The organism is Mesorhizobium sp. M1A.F.Ca.IN.020.03.2.1, assembly GCF_004023205.1.
In the GTDB taxonomy this organism is placed as follows: Bacteria; Pseudomonadota; Alphaproteobacteria; order Rhizobiales; family Rhizobiaceae; genus Mesorhizobium.
Genome location: NZ_RZSV01000110.1, coordinates 1 through 18,619 on the forward strand (window position 1 = coordinate 1; position 18,619 = coordinate 18,619).

Sequence of the window (18,619 nt, forward strand, 5' to 3'; positions counted from 1 at the left end):
GAGCGAGGACGATGTCGGCCTGCCCGGGATGAACGCCGCCGAACCGGACGAGGACAGCGATGTCTTTGCAAATGACGAGCAGCCGGCCGATACTTTCCAGCGGCTGCTCGTCATTGGCAAAGACATCGCTGTCCTCGTCCGGTTCGGCGGCGTTCATCCCGGGCAGGCCGACATCGTCCTCGCGCGGCGAGGGCATGGGCGGCGGTGCCGCGGGCACCTTGTGCCAGCCGCCGGGCTCAGTCTTCGTTGCCCCTTGCCAGCTTGGTTCCGTCTTTGCTGCGCCTTGCCAGCTCGGTTCCGCCTTCACCGGCGCCGGTGCGGGCGCCGTCTTGAAGGGCTCCGGCTTGAAGGGCTCCGGCTTGGCAGGTTCGGGCTTCGCCACCGACGGCTGCCGGACGTGGCTCGGCTGGTTCTTGTTGCGGTCGATCGAGGAAAAAATATGTTCCAGCTCCGCCAGGGGATCTTCCGCTGGAGCCGGCTTGGGCGCCGGAGCAGGCTTGGCATACTCGCGCTCGACGCTGGCGACGGCATCTTCGAGCGAACGTTTCTGCTTGCTGATGACCTCGGCCGACAACGGCGGAGAATAGTTCGCGAGTTTCTTCGCCAGCATCTCACGAGCATTCTCGTAAATCCGCTTGCGCAACTCGGGCGAGGGCTCGCTGTGCTTCGCAAGCTGTTTTTTCAGAACACCAACGAAATCTGCCATGCGTCAGTCGACCTGCAATTCTTTCCCGGGCCGGCCGCAAATCAGCCGTAGCGCCTGGAAGCGCTGTGAAACTAGTCTTGAAACGGATCGGTCACAAGTATCGTGTCGTCCCGCTCCGGGCTGGTGGAAAGCAGTGCAACCGGGGCGCCGATCAGCTCCTCGATGTGGCGGACATATTTGACGGCTTGCGCCGGCAGATCGTTCCAGCTCCTGGCGCCGGCCGTCGTTCCCTTCCAGCCTTCGAGCGTCTCATAGACCGGCTCGACGCGCGACTGGGCGCCCTGGCTGGCCGGCAGATAGTCGATCAACTCGCCATCGAGACGATAGCCGGTGCAGACCTTGATCTCGTCCAGCCCGTCGAGCACGTCGAGCTTGGTGAGCGCGATGCCCTTGATGCCGTTGACGGCCACCGCCTGGCGCACCAGCACGGCGTCGAACCAGCCGCAGCGGCGCTTGCGGCCGGTGACGACGCCGAATTCGTGGCCGCGCGTGCCGAGGAACTCGCCGACCTCATTCTTCTGCTCGGTCGGGAACGGCCCTTCGCCGACGCGCGTCGTATAGGCCTTGGTGATGCCGAGCACATAGCCGATCGCGCCGGGGCCGGTGCCGGAGCCGGCGGCCGCTTGCCCTGCCACGGTGTTGGATGAGGTGACGAAGGGATAGGTGCCGTGGTCGATATCGAGCAGCGTGCCTTGCGCGCCCTCGAACAGGATGCGCGCACCCGCGCGGCGCTTGTCGTCGAGCACCTTCCAGACGCGGTCCATGTAAGGCAGGATCTCGCCGGCCACCGAGGTCAGCTCCTGCATGATCGCCTCCTGGGTCGCTTCCGGATGGCCGAGCCCGCGGCGCAGCGCATTATGATGCGTGAGCAGCCTGTCGACCTTCAGGGGAAGCGTTTCCAAATCCGCCAGATCCATCACCCGCACCGCACGCCGGCCCACCTTGTCCTCATATGCGGGGCCGATGCCGCGGCGGGTCGTGCCAATCTTGGTTCCGGAATTCGAGGCGGCGTCTTCGCGGAACCCGTCTAGCTCCCGGTGCAGCGACAGGATAAGCGCGGTGTTTTCGGCGATTTTCAGGCGTTCGGGCGTCACCTCCACGCCCTGCTCCTTGAGCTTCTTGACTTCCGCGACGAAGGCGTGCGGATCGAAGACCACCCCGTTGCCGATGATCGACAGCTTGCCCTCTCTGACCACGCCGGACGGCAAGAGCGAAAGCTTGTAGACCTTGCCGTCGACGACCAGGGTATGACCTGCATTGTGGCCGCCCTGGAAGCGCACGACCACGTCGGCGCGCTCCGACAGCCAGTCGACGATCTTGCCCTTGCCTTCGTCGCCCCACTGCGAGCCGACGACCACCACATTGGCCATGTTCTTTTCCCTTGAGATGCCGCCTTGGCGGCTTGAAACGACAGGCCTCTATAGCCTCATGTGCAGGCCGATGCGACCCCTTCTTTGTCCCCGAAACCACCCAGGGCACAACAAACCAGGCACAACAAATTCCGGCTTTCGCATCATTTACTTGGCCTCGCCATCGCAATAGGCCGGCATCCTTCTTCCACCGCGCCTGCCGGTCCAGGATTAAGCGATGCATCGAGCCGCCTATCTGTTCCTGCTCTCCACCATGCTGCTGTGGGGCGGCAATTCCGTGGCCGGCAAGCTTGCCGTCGGCCATGTGTCGCCGATGACGTTGGTTTTCCTGCGCTGGGTGCTGGCGGTGCTGATCATGCTGCCCGTCGGCTGGCGGACGTTTCGCGAGGACTGGCCTGAACTGCGCCGGCATTGGCTGCTGGTCGCCGGCCTCGGCGCCTGCGGCTTCACGGTGTTCAACGTCATCTTCTACACGGCGCTGAACTACACGACCGCCATCAATGTCTCGATCGAGCAGGCCGCCATACCGATCGTCATCATCCTCGCCAACTTCGTGCTGTTTAGGCTGCACGTGCAGCGCCTGCAGATCGTCGGCGTCGCGCTCACCATCCTCGGCGTCGCCCTGACCGCGAGCCATGGCGACCTCGGCCAGCTGCTGAAGCTCGAGCTCAATTTCGGCGACGCCATCATGCTGGTCGCGGTCCTCTGCTACAGCCTCTATTCGGTGGGGCTGCGCCTGAAGCCGGCCGTTCGCTGGCAAAGCTTCATGCTGGCTCTGTCGCTCGCCGCGCTTTTGACCTCGGTGCCGTTCTTTGTCTGGGAAGTGGCGGCGGGCCGCGTCATCGTCCCGGACGCGCGAGGATGGGCGGTCGCGTTCTACACCGCGCTCGGCGCGTCCGTCGTCTCGCAGATCTTCTACATCAAGGGCAACGAGCTGATCGGCGCCAATCGCGCCGGACTGTTCATCAATCTGGTGCCAATCTTCGGCACCCTGCTTTCGGTGCTGATCGTCGGCGAGCAGTTCCAATTCTATCAGGGTCTTGCGCTTGCGCTCGTGCTCGGAGGCATCGCGCTGGCCGAATACAGTGGCAGCAGGGCCGTTCTGTAGGGGAAATGCCCCGCATGCCGAAGCATGCGGGGCATGATCTTTCAGGCGGCGCCGACATCGAAGTGCAGCGGTTTGGCCGAATCGATCGATTGGTGCGCCCGCAGTTGATCGAGCACCCTTTCCGGGAAGGGTGCGTCGAGATAGAGCAGCGCGATCGCATCGCCGCCCGGCCGGTTGCGGCCGAGCTGGAAGTTGGCGATGTTGACGCCGTTCTCACCGCAGACGGTGCCGAGCAGGCCGATGATGCCGGGCGCGTCGGCATTGGTCGTGTAGAGCATGTGCTGGCCGACCTCGGCATCGAGGTTGATGCCCTTGATCTGGATGAAGCGCGGCTTGCCGTCCGAGAAGCAGGTCCCGGCGATCGAGCGCGTCATATGCTCGGTCTTGACGGTGAGCTTGATGTAGCCGTCGAAGACGCCAGATTTGTCGCGCTTGACCTCGGCGACGATAATGCCGCGCTCCTTCACCATGATCGGCGCCGACACCATGTTGACGTCGGAGACCTGCGGCCGGATCAGGCCGGCAAGAGTGGCGCTCACCAGCGCGCGCGTGTTCATCGTCGCGGTCGAGCCGTCGAACAGTATCTCCACCTCCTTGATCGGATCTTCGGTGACCTGGCCGACAAAGGCGCCGAGCACCTCGGCCAGCTTGACGAAGGGTTTCAGTCGGGGCGCTTCCTCGGCGGTGATCGAGGGCATGTTGATGGCGTTGGAAACGGCGCCCTTGATCAGGTAATCGGCCATCTGCTCGGCCACTTGCAGCGCAACGTTCTCCTGCGCCTCGGTGGTCGAGGCGCCGAGATGCGGGGTTGCCACGACATTCTGCATGCCGAACAGCGGATTGTTCTCCGCCGGCTCGGCCTCGAAAACATCGACGCCGGCGCCGGCCACCTTGCCGCTCTTCAGCGCCGCGACCAGGTCGGCCTCGACGACCAGCCCGCCGCGCGCGCAATTGATGATTCGCACGCCGTCCTTCATCTTGGCGATCGCGGCCGCATCGATGATGTTGCGCGTCTTGTCGGTCAGCGGCGTGTGCAAGGTTATGAAGTCGGCGCGCGCGAAAAGCTCGTCGAGCTCGACCTTCTCGACGCCGAGCTCTTCAGCGCGGCTGTCCGACAGGAACGGATCGAAAGCCACGACATGCATCTTCAGGCCGACGCCGCGCGTCGCGACGATCGAGCCGATATTGCCGCAGCCGATCACGCCCAGCGTCTTGCCGGTGATCTCGACGCCCATGAAGCGGTTCTTCTCCCATTTTCCCGCATGCGTCGAGGCGTTGGCCTCCGGGATTTGGCGCGCCAGCGCGAAGATCATCGCAACGGCATGCTCGGCCGTGGTGATCGAATTGCCGAAGGGCGTGTTCATCACGATGATGCCTTTCCGGCTAGCCGCCGGAATGTCGACATTGTCGACGCCGATGCCGGCGCGGCCGACGACCTTGAGCCTGGTGGCGGCATTGATCAGCTTCTCGGTGACCTTGGTCGCCGAGCGGATGGCGAGGCCGTCATACTGGCCGATCACTTCGAGAAGCTTTTCCTTGTCCTTGCCGAGATCGGGCAGGTAGTCGACCTCGATGCCGCGGTCCTTGAAGATCTGCACGGCGGTGGTTGAAAGTTTATCCGAGACGAGAACGCGGGGCGCCATGGCGGCCTCCTTGAAGAATGGGATTGATCCGTTTGGGATCGGCGGCCCGAAGGCCGCCGCGAATGACTCAGGCGGCCGCTTTCAGCGACGCCTTCTGCATGGCGAAGGCCCAGTCGAGCCAGGGCAGCAGTGCTTCGAGATCGGAGGTCTCGACGGTCGCGCCGCACCAGATGCGAAGGCCGGGCGGCGCATCGCGGTAGGAGCCGATGTCGTAGGCGACACCTTCCCTGTCGAGCGCCGAGACGATACCCTTGGCGAAAGCCGCCTGACCCTCGGCATCGAGCGCCGCCACGTCCGGATCGGTGAAGGACAGGCACACGGAAGTGTTCGAGCGCGTCGCCGGATCGACGGCCAGATGGCCGAGCCACGACGACCTGGCCACGAACCGGTCCAGCACCGCGGCGTTGGCGTCGGCGCGGGCGATCAGCGCTTCCAGGCCGCCGATCGACTTCGCCCATTGAAGCGCATCGAGATAGTCCTCGACGCACAGCATCGACGGCGTGTTGATGGTCTCGCCCTTAAAGATGCCCTCGATCAGCTTGCCGCCGGAAGTCAGGCGGAAGATCTTCGGCAGCGGCCAGGCCGGCTTGTAGGTTTCCAGCCGCTCGACGGCGCGCGGGCTGAGGATCAGCATGCCGTGCGCGCCCTCGCCGCCCAGCACCTTCTGCCAGGAGAAGGTGACGACGTCGAGTTTATCGAAGTCGAGCCGCTGCGCGAACGCCGCCGAGGTGGCGTCGCAGATGGTGAGACCCTTGCGGTCGGTCGGAATGAAATCGCCGTCCGGCACGCGCACGCCGGAGGTCGTGCCGTTCCAGGTGAAGACCACGTCGCGATCGAAATCGATCTGCGTCAGATCCGGCAACACGCCGTAGCCGGCCTCGAACTTGCGCACATCGGCGAGCTTGAGCTGCTTGACGACATCGGTCACCCAGCCGGAACCGAAACTTTCCCAGGCGACCATGTCGACGCCGCGCTCGCCAAGCAGCGACCACAGTGCCATCTCGACCGCGCCGGTATCGGATGCCGGCACGATGCCGATCCGGTAGCCGGCCGGGACCTCGAGGATTTCGCGCGTCAGCTCGATCGCCTGCTCGAGCTTGCCCTTGCCGATTTTGGCGCGGTGAGAGCGTCCGAGCGCAGCAGCTTTCAGCGCCTCGACCGACCAGCTGGGGCGTTTTGCACAGGGACCTGAGGAGAAATTGGGGTTTGCCGGACGGAGTCCGGGCTTGGTAAGCGTCGTCATCGTGGTCTATCCTTCCAGATAGTGGCCCCTCGTTGGGGAGGGGTGGCCCACGGACGGCGATATGCTTTCAGCCTTCCGGCGTCAAGAGCAAAGTTTTTGTCGCTGTCGGGATATTTGTCTGACGGCACCACGCGCCGGAAACGAAAAAGAACGGCGGACCCGTTCGACCCGCCGGCGGCAATTTCCGAGTTCCCTCGCTTACCAAAGATCGTAGCGCAGCCCGAGCTTGACCTGGTGATTGCTGATCCCCTTTCGGATCGAGTAGGAAGTCAGGCTGTCGGCTGTCGCATATTCAGCATCTGGCGCTGAGAAATACTGATATCCCAGATCTATCAGCACATTCTTTGAGACCTGGTAAGCAAAACCTGCATTCAAGGTGTACGCAAGTGAATACTTCGTCTTGTTATCGGTTTGGGTGAAATCATCGGAGGGATCAGCGTTGTCGGTGAAATAGCTCGCTGAAAGATTGTACTTGCTCCGCACAATGCCGAGACCCGCTCCAACATAAGGTGTAACGCCGATATAGGTACCAAGGTCGACGTAACCGTTGAGAATGCCCGAGAATGCATAATTCTTGAGGGTCGCGGATGCCACGGTTGCCGTGGCCGGCGGTGTCACGATCAATGTGTCATCGTAGCCGACACTGACCCTGTTGCCCGGCAGATAACCGAAATTGAAATCAGCACGCAGGTAATCGGTGAAATGGTAGCCGAAGCCTATACTCGCAAAGATCGGGTCTTCTTTGTCGCTGAAGCTCCCCGGCGGGGAGGCGAAATCCTCATTCCTGAAGCTCTTCTCCACCAGATAGGAGACGTCGCCGCGGAGGTACCAGCCGGAGCCTACCTCGACCGGCTGATAATCCGGCGCCTGATCGACATAGATCGGCGGATCGTAGTCGGCCGACACCGCCTGTGTCGCCGGCATCAGCACGATTGCGGCGAGCGCCAGTGCGATACACGATTTTGATGTCATGGTCCCCGGCTCCTGAGATTGGCGCCAGTCGCGAACGCGAGCACAGCTGCCGTTTCAGGAGCATTGTTAACCATAGTGGTTAAGTGCCGGTTAAGGATAACAGGGGGTTACCGAATTGATTTCGATGCTGTTTTGCCGGCCACCCACAAAAGAAAATCGCCCGGCTGGCGCCGGGCGATTGGCAGAATTTCAGGATCTCGAAGCGGCTACTTGGTGTAGATCGGCTCCGGCTCAGGCTGGTAGGCCACCGGTGTAGTGCACCCATTGTTGCCGCCGAATTGGTAGCGCAGACCGCCGCGCACCTCATGCGTGTTGATGCCGTGGTCGAACCCCGGCCCGGAACTCGTCGAATCGAACTCGAACATGCGCCCGCCCTGGATGTGAGTGAAGCGGTAGCCTGCGTCGAGGATCACCCTGTCGGTCAGGCAGTAGGAAGCGCCGGCCATGAGCGCATAGGCGAAGCGCCAGTTGGACGAACCCGGGTTGGTTTCTGTGGTGTTCGGATCGTGGACCGTGTCCCACTTGACGTGCGCACCGCCGATGCCGGCGCCGACGTAAGGCGTGATACCGTGATAGGTGCCGATATCGACATAGGCATTGGCCAACAGCAGCAGCGCGCTCATCCTCGACACCTCGGTTGATGTCGTGACGAGGTCCGAGGTCTGGCCGTTGAAGTCCGACTTGAACCAATAGTCGGCCGTCAGATCGGTTCGGAAGTAATCATTGATCTTGTAGCCGACGCCGCCGCCGAGCGAGAAGCCGCCCTTCAGCTTGCCGAAATCGAAATCGTTGGTGCCGGGCGGTGGCCCGTATGTAATGTAGTCGATGCCGCGCAAGGTCGACTTGTGGTAGTCGATGTCGCCGCGAATATACCAGCCGCCGACGTCGATCGGCTGCGCCTCGACCACCGGCGGCGGAGCTTCCTCCACCGGCGGTGGTTCCCACAGGTCGGCGGCGAGGGCCGGTCCGGCCACTCCCGCCAACAGCGCGGCAAACAGTGCCATTCTTGCGGTATCGAACATGCTGTCACCCCTAAGAAGCCTCGGGACGACATCGCCCGAAGATGAACCTCGGCGTGGATAATGAATTGCAAAGGTTAAAAGCCGTTTAACCGTACTGATTAACCACGAATGCCTACAATTTTAGAGGGTATTCCGTTGTCCGGGGTGTTGTGAGCGCGCGAAAAAGCCCGCCTGGCGGCGGGCTTGCAGATGCGATCGTCCGCTTTGCGGCGGCGATCAGGCGGCGCTGCGGGTATCCGAGATGATGCCGACGATCTCGTTGACGACGGCCTCGACCAGCTGCGGATCGTCGCCTTCGGCCATGACGCGGATGAGCGGCTCGGTGCCGGACGGCCGGATAACGAGGCGGCCGGCCTTGCCCAGGCGGTTGCGCCCTTCCTCGATGGCTGCCTTGACCGGCGCCTCCTCCAGCGGCTTGCCGCCGGAGATGCGGACGTTCTTCAGAAGCTGAGGCACCGGCTCGAACTTTTTCGACAGCTCGCTGACCGGCCGGTTCTGCCGCTTGATGCAGGCCAGCACCTGCAGCGCCGAAACCAGGCCGTCGCCGGTGGTCGAGAAATCGGACAGCACAATATGGCCGGACTGCTCCCCGCCGACATTGAGGCCGTGCGCGCGCATGTGCTCGACGACATAGCGGTCGCCGACCTTGGTGCGGTGCAGCTGCAGCTTCATGTCGCTAAGGAAACGCTCAAGACCGAGATTGGACATCACCGTCGAGACGACGCCGCCGCCGGCCAGCCGTCCGCTCTGGTGCCAGGACTCGGCGATCAGCGCCATGATCTGGTCGCCGTCGACGATGGCGCCGTTCTCGTCGACGATGACCACACGGTCGGCGTCGCCGTCGAGCGCGATGCCGATATCGGCGCGCACCTCGTGCACCTTCTTCTGCAGGCCGGCCGGATGGGTCGAGCCGCACTCCTTGTTGATGTTGAAGCCGTTCGGCTCGACATTGATGGCGACCACCTCGGCGCCGAGCTCCCACAGCGCCTCCGGCGCCACCTTGTATGAGGCGCCGTTCGCGCAATCGACGACGATCCGAAGCCCGGAAAGCGACATCGAGCGCGGCAGCGTGCGCTTGGCGAATTCGATATAGCGGTCGTGGACGCCGTCGACGCGCTTGGCACGCCCCAGCCCGTCGGAATCGGCAAGCGACAACTCGATGTCCTTGTCGAGCATGCCTTCGATTCGCTCCTCGATCTCGTCGGAGAGCTTATAGCCGTCGGGGCCGAACAGCTTGATGCCGTTGTCGTAATAGGGGTTATGCGAGGCCGAGATCATCACCCCGATGTCGGCGCGCAGCGAGCGCACCAGCATGGCGACCGCCGGTGTCGGAATCGGCCCGAGCAGGAACACGTCCATGCCGGCGGCGCACAGGCCTGACACCATCGCGTTCTCGATCATGTAGCCGGAAAGCCGCGTGTCCTTGCCGAGCACGACGCGGTGCCGATGGTTGCCCCGCTGGAAAGAAAGGCCGGCGGCCATACCCACCCGCATGGCCACCTCGGCCGTCATGGGAAACTTGTTGGCGCGTCCGCGAATGCCGTCGGTGCCGAAATACTGCCCTGCCATACCTGCCAAAGTCCCCGTCGGTTTCAGCCGCCCGTATTGCCACAATTGGGCCGCATCCGATCATCACGTTTCGTGATTATATATTACTATTCCTTAGAAAATCATTGTCGCAGACCGGTCAAGTGATTCGGCAGCCTGCCACGACCTCTCGTTGTAGCGGGAATATAGAAGCCCAGACAGCTTTTCCGCCCGACACGGTTGGGAAAACCTTATTTGCTCGAACCGAGCGCCAGCAATTTAGCACCTTGTCGGCAGGAACACACTTTGTGAGGGCATCCGCGCGGGAAGCATCTGGCGCAGCCCGAAGTTGAGAGCTATTGATTTGGTATAGGCACCATTTGGCGGCAGCAAGGGAGAAAAACGCCATGCTTATTCATAGACTTGCAACATTGACGGGCATCGCCGTCGCAACCCTGTTCCTGGCGGCGCCGGCCAACGCGCTGACCATGGCCGAGTGCAGCACCAAGTACAACGCGGCCAAGGACGCCGGAACGCTCAATGGCCAGACCTGGAACCAGTTCCGCAAGGCCCAGTGCGGCAGCGACGCTTCCGCCACGACCGACACCAAGGCGGCGACCGACACCAAGGCGGCGACTGAGACCAAGGCTGCGACCGAGACCAAGGCTTCTGACACCAAGAAGGCAAAGACGGCAGCTGCCTCGGACGACACGGCCAAGGGCCTGACCGCAAAGGAATGCAGCACCAAGTATCAGGCCGCTAAGGCGGCCGGCACGCTGAACGGCATGAAGTGGAACGATTTCCGCAAGGCTGAATGCGGCCCCGGCGCCACTGCCGCGGCGGCCGCCAAACCTGCCGCCAGCAAGACTTCCACCGCTGCCGCTGACGGTGGTTCGGCCAAGGGTCTGACCATGGCCGAATGCAGCAGCAAGTACCAGGCTGCCAAGACCGCCAACAAGCTCAACGGCATGAAGTGGAACGACTTCCGCAAGGCCGAATGCGGCGCCGGCGACGACGACGACACCGTGCCGGCTCCGACCGAGGCGACTTTCACCAAGGAACCGGCAAAGCCCAGCGTGGCTGCGCCGAAGGGCGTGACCTTCCCGACCGCCATCTCGCCGAAATTCGCCAACGAGACGCCGGCCAAGGCCCGCATGCACACCTGCCTCGAGCAGTACTATGCCAACAAGGACGCCAACACGCTGAACGGCCTGCGGTGGATCCAGAAGGGCGGCGGCTTCTACAGCCTCTGCAACGCCAAGCTGAAGAGCTGATCGCTCAGCGCTTACCTCCAAGACCAAGGCTCGCGCATCGCGAGATGCGCGGGCTTTTTCGTTGGACGCGCTTAAAGAGGCATATCGGCGCCGCAAAAGAACCCCCGCCGGCGAAGCTACCAATCTCCCCCTATATGGACTGAGGACATCGCGAACAGGTGTGCGAAGACATCGCGAACAGTTTCGTGCGTTTTGCGCGGGAGGTTCGGGGTGCCATGCGAGGCCAGAAGCGTGATGAGCCAGAAGGAAGATTGGCGCTTGCGCCGGACGCCGATCTTGCAGGTGCGGTCCGCGAGCGACTCGCCAATCCGTCTGTGAGCTCCCAAACAACAACGCCGCGGTCTGAGCCGCGGCGTCGTTTTTTATGTTTCGTTTTCGATCGAGCCTTAGCCCTGCGGCTGCGGCTCCATGCCGCCTTCGGGCTCGGGGCCCTTCTTGCGACGGCCGCCGGTGCCGGCTTTCGGCACAGCCGAGCCGCGGCTGGGCGGCGTGTCGTCGCCAAGGTCGCGGGCGGGCTTGTGGCCGGCGATCAGCTGCTTGATCTCCTCGCCGGTCAGGGTCTCGTATTCGAGCAGCCCTTCGGCCAGCGCGATCCAGTCCTTCTTCTTCTTGGTCAGCACGGTCTTGGCGGTGGAATAGGCATCGTCGATCAGCCGGCGCACCTCGGCGTCGATGATCTGCGCGGTCTCTTCCGAGATGTTCTGCTGGCGCGCCACCGAATGGCCGAGGAAGACCTCTTCCTGGTTGTCGCCATAGGCGACATGGCCGAGCTTGTCGGAGAAGCCCCACCGCGTGACCATGGCGCGCGCCAGCTTGGTCGCCTGCTCGATGTCGGAGGAGGCGCCGGAGGTGATGTTCTCCTTACCGAACTTGAACTCCTCGGCGACGCGGCCGCCCATCATGATCGCCAGCCTCGAGATCATGTATTTGTAGCTCATCGAATAGCGGTCGCCTTCCGGCAGCTGCATGACCATGCCGAGCGCGCGGCCGCGCGGGATGATGGTCGCCTTGTGCAGCGGATCGGCCGTCGGCACGTTGAGCGCCAGGATGGCGTGGCCGGCCTCGTGATAGGCGGTCAGCTCCTTCTCGGCCTGCGTCATCGCCGACGAGCGGCGCTCGGCGCCCATCATGATCTTGTCCTTGGCGTCCTCGAACTCGGCCATGGTGACGAGCCGCTTGTTGCGACGCGCCGCCATCAGCGCGGATTCGTTGACCAGGTTCATCAGGTCGGCGCCGGAGAAGCCGGGCGTGCCGCGCGCGATGACCTTGAGGTCGACATTGGGCGCCAGCGGCACATTGCGCACATGCACCTTGAGGATCTTCTCGCGGCCGACGATGTCGGGGTTCGGCACGACCACCTGGCGGTCGAAGCGGCCCGGCCTGAGCAGCGCCGGGTCGAGCACGTCGGGCCGGTTGGTGGCGGCGATCAGGATGATGCTTTCGTTGGACTCGAAGCCGTCCATCTCGACCAGCAGCTGGTTCAGCGTCTGCTCGCGCTCGTCATTGCCGCCGCCGAGGCCGGCGCCGCGATGGCGGCCGACGGCGTCGATTTCGTCGATGAAGATGATGCAGGGGGCGTTCTTCTTGGCCTGGTCGAACATGTCGCGCACCCGGCTTGCGCCGACGCCGACGAACATCTCGACGAAATCCGAGCCGGAGATGGTGAAGAACGGCACGTTGGCCTCGCCTGCGACGGAGCGGGCGAGCAGCGTCTTGCCGGTTCCGGGAGGGCCGACCAGCAGCACGCCGCGCGGGATCTTGCCGCCGAGCCGCTGGAACTTCTGCGGATCGCGCAGGAACTCGACGATCTCCTCCAGGTCCTCCTTGGCCTCGTCGACGCCGGCGACGTCCTGGAAGGTGACGCGGCCATGCGCCTCGGTGAGCAACTTCGCCTTCGACTTGCCGAAGCCCATGGCGCGGCCGGAGCCGGACTGCATCTGGCGCATGAAGAATATCCACACGCCGAGGATCAGGATCATCGGCAGCCACGAGATCAGATAGCCGAACAGCGAGTTCGAACCGTCGCTTTCAGGCCGCGCGTTGATGGTGACGTTCTTGTCCTGCAGCCTGGAGACCAGCGACGGATCGCCCGGCGAATAGGTCTGGAAGCCGTTGGCGTTGTCCGTGTAGTTGCCCGAGATACGGGCGCCGGCGATCGTCACGCTCTTGACCCGGCCGGAAGAGACATCCTGCAGGAACTGCGAATAGGCAATCTCGCTCGAAGCGCCGCGCGTCTGCGGCGTCTGGAAAAGATTGAACAAGGCGATGAGCAGGACCGCTATGATCGCCCAGAGCGCGAGGTTGCGATAATTCGGATTCATCTATTGTCCTGTTGGCGTCCGCGCGCGGACCCACGATGGTGATTGGAGGCTTGGGCCTAACATAGGGAGAGCGTCTCCCCTTGCCAAGCAGAACAGCATGCCTCGGTTAAGCTTTCGCCCATGCTCCGCCGGGATCATGGCCGCGAAAAGGCGAGGGCGGCAGCGGTGGCGCGCCGATCAGCGCGGCGACGGCGGCAGCGGGCCGGAGATCGAAGGACGGCAGGAAGCGGGTGAAGGGCGACACCGCAGGAACCATCGCCGTCGCCGCCGGCGCGGCATCACCGCCAGCCAAATCAAGGCGTTCGCCGCCGCGCCACAGCGCGGGCTCGGCGGCCAGCGCCTTGCGCAGCAAGCTCGCCGGAACGTCGCCTTCCGGGGTAAATCGCTTGGCGGCGCCGGGACCTGCTGGCGCGATCACCAACCCGCTCGGCCTGTCGCTCAATGTGATCCTCCGCCGACCGTCCCATAGGGCCTGCTCAGCAGCCGGAACCGCGGGCAGATTGCGGGCCTCGCGGTGGAGGAAAATGCCGGTGCGGCGCGCGTCGACCACCGTCCGCGACAATGTGGCGCAAAGCGTCCCCGACCGCAGATGCTCGAACAGCGCCCGGCAACGCGCCTCGTCAACAAGGAACGTGACGCCGCCGACCGTGGCGAGCAGGATGCGAAATGCATAGACGGCGGCTTCGCTATCCTCACCACTTGCGAAATCGCGATCGAGGCGGATGAGCCCCGGAGCCGGCTGGCTAGCGAAGGCGCCGATCAGCGCCGCCGCACGCTGGCCGAGGTTCTCGCGCTCGGCGGCTGCCTGTCCGGCCTTTGCGATTGCTTCCATGAGGCGCGCCTCGCCGGCCCCGCCCGTGAGCGAGATGCGCAGGCGCGGCCGCTCGAAGCGCCGGTCGACATTGGTCGGATCCTCGGTCCAGCCGATGCCGCGACGCTTCAGCATCTCCCGCAATGCCGCGCGGCGCGTGGCGAGCAGCGGGCGGGCGATCCAGACCCGCCAATCGTAGAGCGTCGCGGGCGCCATGCCGGCGAGGCCGCGGCCGTCGCGTGGATCCTCGTTGCGTGCATCCCCTTCACGAGCTTGCCGCATCAGCACGGTCTCGGCCTGGTCGTCGGCGGTATGTCCGGTCACCACCGTGCGGATGCCTTCCGCTTCGGCTGCCTCGGCCAGCAGCCGGTAGCGCGCCTCGCGCGCGGCGGCCGGCAAGCCGGTCGATGGCTTGCGGCCGGACCAGACGAGCGTGCAATGCGCGATGCCGTGCTCGGCGCAAAGCCGGGCGACAGCTTGCGCTTCGGCCGCCGAGCTTGGTCTGAGGTCATGATCGATCGTCACCGCAAGCAGCCTTGCCGCGGGCAGGGTACGGTCGAGGTGGTGCTTGAGCAGATGGAGAAGGGCGGTCGAGTCGCTGCCGCCGGACACGGCCGCAACGGCGCCGTGGGAGAAGTCGAAGTCTTGGAAAAGGCGATCCGAAAGGTCAGTCTCGGTACCGAACATCACTGCGCGTCGTCCACAAGCGGTCCCGATTCTGGGACAACGACACGCAAGCTAGCACGAGGCCAGCGCCTTTTCCTGCTTGATGCGTTCCTTCAGCGTGCCGGAAACATCCGGGTAGCGCTTGCCGATCTCGTTGAAAGTGGCGCAGGCCACGTCGTTCTGCTTGAGGCCGACCAGCGATACGCCGAGCTTGAGCAGCATGTCGGGCGCCTTCTTGGCCTTCGGATAATCCTTGCTGGCGGCCAGGAAAACCTCCGCCGCGTCGCGGTATTTCTGCTGGCCAAGCAGGGATTCGCCCAGCCAGTAATGCGCGTCCGCCGCCTTGGCGTCCTTGGGGAAGCGCGAGATATGGTCGCGGAACCCCTGCTCGGCGGTGGGATAGTCGCCCGACAGGATGAACTGGTAGGAGTTGCGGTAGAGTTCGTCCGGATTGTTGGTCGAGGGCAGCGAGGCCATGACCGTGCCGCCGGACTTGCCTTTGCCAGCCTTGCTGCCGGTCTCCGCGGCAGGCGCGTTTGCCGTAGCCGCGGGAGCTTCCGTCTGCGAGCCCGCCTGCGGGGCGGGGTCGGCATTGACGACATTGCCGTTCTTGTCGACGGTGATGGTGCCGAAGGTCTTCGGCGGCGCGCCGGTGATCAACTTGCCCGGGTCGCCGGTCTGAGACTCGACGATGACGTCGCCGACGCTCTTGCCGCCGCCGTCCTGCGGAGCCGTGCCGGCCGGAGCTTGCGTCGCCGGAGCCGTTGCGACGTTGGTGTCGGTGCCGCTGTCGCCGGCGCCAGCATCGCCCATATTCGTGTTGCCGCTGCTGCCGTCCTGCGGCGCGGCCTCCGACTTCTTTTGGCCCGTTGGCTTCGCGCCCTGCGAGCCGCCTTCGAGCTGCTGGAAGCGGAACTCGTTGTCCTCCTGCTGCTTGCGCATCTGCTCCTGCATTTGCAGGATCTGGAAATTGAGCTCCTCAAGCTTGCCGTTCATCTGGCGGATCTGATCCTCCAGACCGGTCATGCCGGCGCCGTCCTGCTGGGCGACTTGCGCCTGCTCGGTCTTCTTTTTGTCGCCGAAAATGCCCAGCGTCGGCAGATGGAAAGTGAAGCCGCTGTTCGAGGCTTGCCCGCTGTCCGCCGGTGCGGCGATGCCTGCGATGCTTGATAGGAGCAGCAGCGCAAGCGTGCCGCTCAGGACCGTTCTGAAATGCATTATGTCTCTCGCCGTGAAAATCTGTTGGCCCGATGCGCCTTTCCAAATCGGAGGGGGATAAAGCGCCCTCGCGCTCTTAGCAGGACGCGAGACTTCGGCCAAATTTTGTTTCAAGCTGTCGCATATGAAAAAGGCGGCTCGGAGGCCGCCTTTCGTTCAGCGATGTTGTATTTTTGCCGCCCACAGCGCCGCGCGTCGTCAGACGCGCCAAGGACGCTGTGGCGCTTATGAGCGTTTCCGAAAATCGATATCGATTTCCGGCGCGGCGCGTCAGGAACCGGCGCCCGAGAGCGTGGTGACGGCGCGGCGGTTCTGCGACCAGCACGAGATGTCGTCGCAGACGGCGACCGGGCGTTCCTTGCCGTAGGAGATCGTCTTCAGACGGTTGGCCGCGACGCCCTTCGAAACCAGGAAGTCGCGGGTGGCAGCGGCGCGGCGGGCGCCCAGCGCCAGATTGTACTCGCGCGTGCCGCGCTCGTCGGCATGGCCTTCGATGACGATGGCATACTGCCTGTACTGGTTGAGCCACTGCGCCTGGCGCGACAGCGTCGTCTGCGCGTCGGCGCGGATCGACGAGGAGTCGGTGTCGAAGAAGATGCGGTCGCCGATGTTGACGGTGAAGTCCTGCGCCGAGCCGGGCGTGGCAGAGCCGGCGCCGTTGAGGCCGAGATCGGCGGCGCTGTTCGGGGTCTTCTTCGAGGCGCAGCCGGTGATGGCCAGAGCCGCCACCAGCGCGATCATCGCCGGATTTCTGGTAAGTGCTGCGATACGGCCCATGCCGCCTCTCCTTCGCATTCGAGTGATTTCGTTGATCACCCAGTAACCACGTTTGGGTTAACCGGCATTCAAGAAACACGGTTAATTTTTCGTTTCGAGCCGCCGTCCTCGGCCGATTTAGCTAGGCTCACAATGCGCGGCGACCGTAGGCGGAAATGCGGCCAAAACATGAAAAAAGGGGGAATTAAGGAACTGAAGAACTGAGGAATTGAAGGAAGAAATTAGGCCAGCTTCTCTCTGAAATTTACCAGCGCCCCGGGTCCTCCATTTTCCTCAGTTCTTCAGTTCCCCGTTCTTAAATTCTTCCGTTCCTCTGCCTATTCCAGCAGCGGCGACCAGGCCGGATCCGAGGCGAAGTTCGAGGTCGGGATCTGCTGCTCGTTGCGGCCGGTAAGATCCACCGTGACCAGCTTCGGCCCGCCGGCGGAGTCGCGGAAAAACATCAGCACGCGACCGTTCGGCGCCCAGGTCGGCCCCTCCTGCTGGAAGCCGGAGGACAGGATGCGCTCGCCCGAACCATCGGTCTTCATGACGCCGATCTGGAACTCGCCGCCCGACTGCTTGGTAAAGGCGATGAGGTCGCCGCGCGGCGACCACACCGGCGTGGAATAGACGCCGTCGCCGAACGAGATGCGGTGCGGGTTGGAGCCGTCCGCGCCCATAACGTAGATCTGCGAGCGGCCGCTGCCGCCGCCGCGGTCGGAGGTGAAGACGATCTGCGAGCCGTCGGGCGAATAGGAGGGCGAGGTGTCGATGGCTGTCGAGTCGGTGAGCCGCGTGGTCGAACGGCTTCTCAGATCCATGGCGAAGATGTTGGAGTTGCCGTCATCGCGCAGCAGGCTCATGATCACCTTCTGGCCATCGGGCGAAAAGCGCGGCGCGAACGTCATGCCGGGGAAATTGCCGACCAGCTCGCGCTGCCCGGTCTCGATCTGCAGCAGATACACCTTCGGCTGTCCGCTCTCATAGGACATGTAGGTGATTTCCTGCCGGTTCGGCGAGAAGCGCGGCGTCAGCACGATCGAACGGCCGTCCGACAGGTAGCGGACGTTGGCGCCGTCCTGGTCCATGATGGCAAGACGCTTCTTGCGCGCGTTCTTGGCGCCGGATTCGTCGACGAAGACGACGCGCGTATCGAAGTAACCCTTCTCGCCGGTCAGCCGCTCGTAGATCGCATCGGCGATGATATGGGCGACGCGCCTGGTATTGGCGTCATTGGCGAAGAACTGCTCCCCGGCCATCTGCTGGCCGGCAAAGGTGTCCCATAGCCGGTACTGGGCGCGGATACGGCCGTCGGCTTCCTTGCCGACGCTGCCGGTGACCAGCGCCTGCGCATTGATCACCTTCCAGTCATCGAAGCGCGGCGTGGCGTCCGGGCCGGAGATCTTCTCGATGAAAGCGCTCTTGTCGATCGGCGCGAACAGGCCGGAACGCTTGAGGTCGGCCGTGACGATCTCCGTGATCTGGGCGCCGAGCTCACCATTGGACTGGAAGTCAGTGATGGCGATCGGCAGCGGCTCGACATTGCCCTTGTTGACGTTGAGCTCGACGAGCGCCCAGGCCGGCAAGGTGGCGGCGGTCGTCATGCCCAGCGCCATGGCTGCAATCGTCAGGAGCGGCTTGAGGAAAGATCTCATGTCTTCTCGCTTCTCTTCTTTGATGGTTCGGACGCAAGGCCTATAGGCCAAGCATCTCCCTTGGGTCGAAGGTGACCCGGATGTCGTTCCAAATATCCTGCTTGCCGGCTGGAACTTGCAGGCCGGCCACGTCGCATTTTTGAACCGCGCGCACTGCGCTTTCGTCGAACTGCCGGTTGCCGCTCGACTGCTCGATCGACGGGCGGCCGTCGAGCTTGCCGTTGGTATCGAGATTGAACCGGACCACGACGACGAAGTTCTCCGAACCTTCCAGTCCAACGGGCAACGTCCAGCAGCCGCCGAGCTGAGCTTCGAGCGCGCCTT

At 63.7% G+C, this 18,619-nt stretch carries 14 protein-coding genes and 1 pseudogene; 2 read left to right on the forward strand and 13 right to left on the reverse strand.

Annotated elements, in window-relative coordinates:
* Together EOA79_RS32835 and EOA79_RS18180 are read right to left on the reverse strand one after the other, a co-directional pair.
* A pseudogene (locus tag EOA79_RS32835) lies at positions 1-706 on the reverse strand (hypothetical protein); the annotation flags it as partial.
* Between the two features lie 71 nt (positions 707-777).
* Entirely contained in the window at positions 778-2,076 is a 1,299-nt protein-coding gene (locus EOA79_RS18180) for an adenylosuccinate synthase (protein ID WP_095782560.1), read from the reverse strand.
* A gap of 217 nt (positions 2,077-2,293) precedes the next feature.
* Between EOA79_RS18180 and EOA79_RS18185 the strand changes: the two genes are divergently transcribed.
* Positions 2,294-3,184 (forward strand): DMT family transporter, encoded by an 891-nt coding sequence (locus EOA79_RS18185; RefSeq protein WP_067319440.1) that lies wholly within the window; start codon positions 2,294-2,296, stop codon positions 3,182-3,184.
* Positions 3,185-3,225: 41 nt separating this feature from the next.
* Here the strand turns inward: EOA79_RS18185 and serA are convergent, their stop codons facing one another.
* The 5 genes from serA to glmM all read right to left on the reverse strand — a co-directional run bounded on the left by serA (position 3,226) and on the right by glmM (position 9,633).
* Entirely contained in the window at positions 3,226-4,827 is a 1,602-nt protein-coding gene (gene serA, locus EOA79_RS18190; protein WP_067001828.1) for a phosphoglycerate dehydrogenase, read from the reverse strand.
* Between the two features lie 67 nt (positions 4,828-4,894).
* Positions 4,895-6,070, reverse strand: coding sequence for a phosphoserine transaminase (locus EOA79_RS18195; protein WP_095824078.1), 1,176 nt, complete (start codon positions 6,068-6,070; stop codon positions 4,895-4,897).
* Between the two features lie 198 nt (positions 6,071-6,268).
* Positions 6,269-7,042: an outer membrane protein gene (locus EOA79_RS18200; protein ID WP_095824079.1), complete on the reverse strand. Its 774-nt coding sequence runs from the start codon at positions 7,040-7,042 to the stop codon at positions 6,269-6,271.
* A gap of 206 nt (positions 7,043-7,248) precedes the next feature.
* A complete protein-coding gene (locus EOA79_RS18205) occupies positions 7,249-8,064 on the reverse strand; it encodes an outer membrane protein (RefSeq protein ID WP_095824080.1) in 816 nt (271 codons plus the stop codon).
* 216 nt (positions 8,065-8,280) lie between these two features.
* Entirely contained in the window at positions 8,281-9,633 is a 1,353-nt protein-coding gene (gene glmM / locus EOA79_RS18210) for a phosphoglucosamine mutase (RefSeq protein WP_095824081.1), read from the reverse strand.
* A gap of 365 nt (positions 9,634-9,998) precedes the next feature.
* Here glmM and EOA79_RS18215 point away from each other — a divergent pair, with 365 nt between their 5' ends.
* A complete protein-coding gene (locus tag EOA79_RS18215; RefSeq protein ID WP_095824082.1) occupies positions 9,999-10,865 on the forward strand; it encodes a hypothetical protein in 867 nt (288 codons plus the stop codon).
* Between the two features lie 386 nt (positions 10,866-11,251).
* Here the strand turns inward: EOA79_RS18215 and ftsH are convergent, their stop codons facing one another.
* The 6 genes from ftsH to EOA79_RS18245 form a co-directional block, all read right to left on the reverse strand.
* Positions 11,252-13,186, reverse strand: coding sequence for an ATP-dependent zinc metalloprotease FtsH (gene ftsH, locus EOA79_RS18220; protein ID WP_067001810.1), 1,935 nt, complete (start codon positions 13,184-13,186; stop codon positions 11,252-11,254).
* Between the two features lie 106 nt (positions 13,187-13,292).
* Positions 13,293-14,684: a tRNA lysidine(34) synthetase TilS gene (tilS, locus tag EOA79_RS18225; protein ID WP_095824083.1), complete on the reverse strand. Its 1,392-nt coding sequence runs from the start codon at positions 14,682-14,684 to the stop codon at positions 13,293-13,295.
* Between the two features lie 51 nt (positions 14,685-14,735).
* A complete protein-coding gene (gene ybgF / locus EOA79_RS18230; RefSeq protein ID WP_095824084.1) occupies positions 14,736-15,881 on the reverse strand; it encodes a tol-pal system protein YbgF in 1,146 nt (381 codons plus the stop codon).
* A gap of 270 nt (positions 15,882-16,151) precedes the next feature.
* A complete protein-coding gene (gene pal / locus EOA79_RS18235) occupies positions 16,152-16,658 on the reverse strand; it encodes a peptidoglycan-associated lipoprotein Pal (RefSeq protein WP_067001802.1) in 507 nt (168 codons plus the stop codon).
* 317 nt (positions 16,659-16,975) lie between these two features.
* A complete protein-coding gene (gene tolB, locus EOA79_RS18240; RefSeq protein WP_245299761.1) occupies positions 16,976-18,256 on the reverse strand; it encodes a Tol-Pal system beta propeller repeat protein TolB in 1,281 nt (426 codons plus the stop codon).
* Positions 18,257-18,335: 79 nt separating this feature from the next.
* The coding region (locus tag EOA79_RS18245) for an energy transducer TonB (RefSeq protein WP_164893877.1) at positions 18,336-18,619 on the reverse strand (284 nt) is incomplete at its 5' end.

Coding starts and splice junctions, on each gene's coding strand:
- tilS (WP_095824083.1), bottom strand. CDS start 14,684: ATGTTCGGTACCGAGACTGACCTTTCGGATCGCCTTTTCCAAGACTTC.
- tolB (WP_245299761.1), bottom strand. CDS start 18,256: ATGGCGCTGGGCATGACGACCGCCGCCACCTTGCCGGCCTGGGCGCTC.
- ybgF (WP_095824084.1), bottom strand. CDS start 15,881: ATGCATTTCAGAACGGTCCTGAGCGGCACGCTTGCGCTGCTGCTCCTA.
- EOA79_RS18195 (WP_095824078.1), bottom strand. CDS start 6,070: ATGACGACGCTTACCAAGCCCGGACTCCGTCCGGCAAACCCCAATTTC.
- glmM (WP_095824081.1), bottom strand. CDS start 9,633: ATGGCAGGGCAGTATTTCGGCACCGACGGCATTCGCGGACGCGCCAAC.
- ftsH (WP_067001810.1), bottom strand. CDS start 13,186: ATGAATCCGAATTATCGCAACCTCGCGCTCTGGGCGATCATAGCGGTC.
- pal (WP_067001802.1), bottom strand. CDS start 16,658: ATGGGCCGTATCGCAGCACTTACCAGAAATCCGGCGATGATCGCGCTG.
- serA (WP_067001828.1), bottom strand. CDS start 4,827: ATGGCGCCCCGCGTTCTCGTCTCGGATAAACTTTCAACCACCGCCGTG.
- EOA79_RS18180 (WP_095782560.1), bottom strand. CDS start 2,076: ATGGCCAATGTGGTGGTCGTCGGCTCGCAGTGGGGCGACGAAGGCAAG.
- EOA79_RS18200 (WP_095824079.1), bottom strand. CDS start 7,042: ATGACATCAAAATCGTGTATCGCACTGGCGCTCGCCGCAATCGTGCTG.
- EOA79_RS18205 (WP_095824080.1), bottom strand. CDS start 8,064: ATGTTCGATACCGCAAGAATGGCACTGTTTGCCGCGCTGTTGGCGGGA.
- EOA79_RS18185 (WP_067319440.1), top strand. CDS start 2,294: ATGCATCGAGCCGCCTATCTGTTCCTGCTCTCCACCATGCTGCTGTGG.
- EOA79_RS18215 (WP_095824082.1), top strand. CDS start 9,999: ATGCTTATTCATAGACTTGCAACATTGACGGGCATCGCCGTCGCAACC.